A 1,735-nucleotide genomic window follows, 5' to 3' on the forward strand; every position below is an offset into this window, starting at 1 on the left:
TGGGTCAGACCGGGGTACATGGTCCAGGCCTGGTTGGCGCTGTTGAGCATCTCGTAAAACATCTGGTTCACCACCAGCGGCAGGCCCTGGCCGCCAAAGGCCGGGTCGCAACCAAGGGCCGCCCAGCCGCCTTCGATGTACTTGGCGTAGGCTTCTTTGAAACCGGCAGGCGTCGTCACCTCATGCGTGACCTGGTCCAGCTTGCAACCCTCGGTGTCGCCACTGATGTTGAGCGGGAAGGTGACTTCGGCGGCGAACTTGCCACCCTCTTCAAGCACGGCATTGATGGTGTCCACATCCAAGTCAGCATGCTGGGGAATCTGCTTGAAATCATCAACGACCTTGAGCAGTTCGTGCATCACAAACTGCATATCGCGCAGCGGCGGGGTATAGGTAGGCATGCTTATTTCTCCTTGGAGTGTGGTTTTGATTTGGGGGCGCGTGCGGTTTCGGCCGCGACCGTCTTGCCGTAGCGCGTGAGAATGTTTTCGAAACCCTGGTTGGCACGCGCCACGGAGGCGGGATTTTTCAAAAAGCGGGCTTCATAGTGCGAGGCCAGAATGAGTCCGTGAATTTCGAAGGCCATTTGCTCTTCGTCGGCATCCTCATTGAGCTGGCCTTCCTCTTTGGCCTGAACGACGGCGCGGTACATGGCCGCCAGCCAGGTCTTGACCGAGCTGGCCAATGCGTCACGCACCGGCCCGGGCCGGTCGTCAAACTCAACGGCTCCGCTGATAAAGATACAGCCGGACTGGATTTCGACGGCCACGCGTTTCATCCAGTTGGAAAACAGCGCCCGCACGCGCGGCAAGCCACGCGCTTCATCCATCGCAGGCGAGAAAATCTCGTCGGAAAACCGGGCGTAGTACTCGCGGATGACGGAAATCTGCAGCTCTTCACGCGATCCAAAGTGGGCAAAAACACCTGATTTGCTCATTTGGGTCACCTCCGCCAGGACGCCAATGCTCAGACCCTCAAGTCCGATTTGCGCCGCCAGCCCCAAGGCGGCATCGACGATGGTCTGCTTGGTTTGCCGCCCTTTTTGCAGGGCGCGCCCCCCTCGTGAGCCCGGTCGAGGGCTGGGGCGCAGGGGTTTGGTGGGGAATTCAGAAACGGTCATGGCGTATAAAAAAGAACGATCGTGCTATTTTGCAGCACTTTCGATGATTTCCATCCAACCACGGCGACGTCTAGAGAGATTTTTCTAAGGGGTGCGGGGGTTTACCCGCATCTATCTAAAGTGTTGGGGACAGGGCTTGCGCACTTTGTGTCGCTGCGGTCTGTCCCACAAAAGTCTTAGAGAATCATTACAGAATCAGCGCCAGGCTGGCTTCGAGGTGCTCCGAGGGCAGGCGCTTGAAGCCCGAACGCGCAAAGCGCTGCAGGCGCCCCACCATGAAGGCCGTGAGAACCGACGCCCGCACCTGCGTGTCCACACTGGGCGTCGCCGAGCCACTCAAGTCAGCGGCGCCGCGCAGGCATTGCTTGAGGGTGGACTCGATCTTGTCAAAAAACTGGTTCATGCGCTGCTGCAGGCGTTCGTTCTCGAACACCAGGGCGTCGCCCACCATGACGCGCGTCATGCCGGGATTTTTCTCGGCGAACTGCATCACCATGGCCACCACTTTGCGCGCCTGGCGCGGGCCCGCCGCGGCGTCCGCGACGTCGGACGCGCTCTCCCGATCAACAATCTGGTTGACCAGCGAAAACACCGTCTGCTCGATGAACTCGATCA

Annotated in this window: 3 protein-coding genes; all 3 read right to left on the minus strand. The window is 59.5% G+C overall.

Annotation, left to right across the window (positions count from 1 at the left end; translation table 11 throughout):
- The coding region (locus B3V69_RS01115) for an acyl-CoA dehydrogenase N-terminal domain-containing protein (protein ID WP_296443009.1) at nt 1-401 on the minus strand (401 nt) is incomplete at its 3' end.
- A gap of 2 nt (nt 402-403) precedes the next feature.
- Nucleotides 404-1,120: a TetR/AcrR family transcriptional regulator gene (locus tag B3V69_RS01120; RefSeq protein WP_296443011.1), complete on the minus strand. Its 717-nt coding sequence runs from the start codon at nt 1,118-1,120 to the stop codon at nt 404-406.
- A gap of 187 nt (nt 1,121-1,307) precedes the next feature.
- Nucleotides 1,308-1,735 (minus strand): nucleoid occlusion factor SlmA (slmA, locus tag B3V69_RS01125; protein WP_296443013.1); only part of this gene is annotated, 428 nt, incomplete at its 5' end.

Origin of the sequence: Rhodoferax sp. UBA5149 (assembly GCF_002413825.1) — a bacterium.
In the GTDB taxonomy this organism is placed as follows: Bacteria; Pseudomonadota; Gammaproteobacteria; order Burkholderiales; family Burkholderiaceae_C; genus Rhodoferax.

Coding starts and splice junctions, on each gene's coding strand:
- B3V69_RS01120 (WP_296443011.1), bottom strand. CDS start 1,120: ATGACCGTTTCTGAATTCCCCACCAAACCCCTGCGCCCCAGCCCTCGA.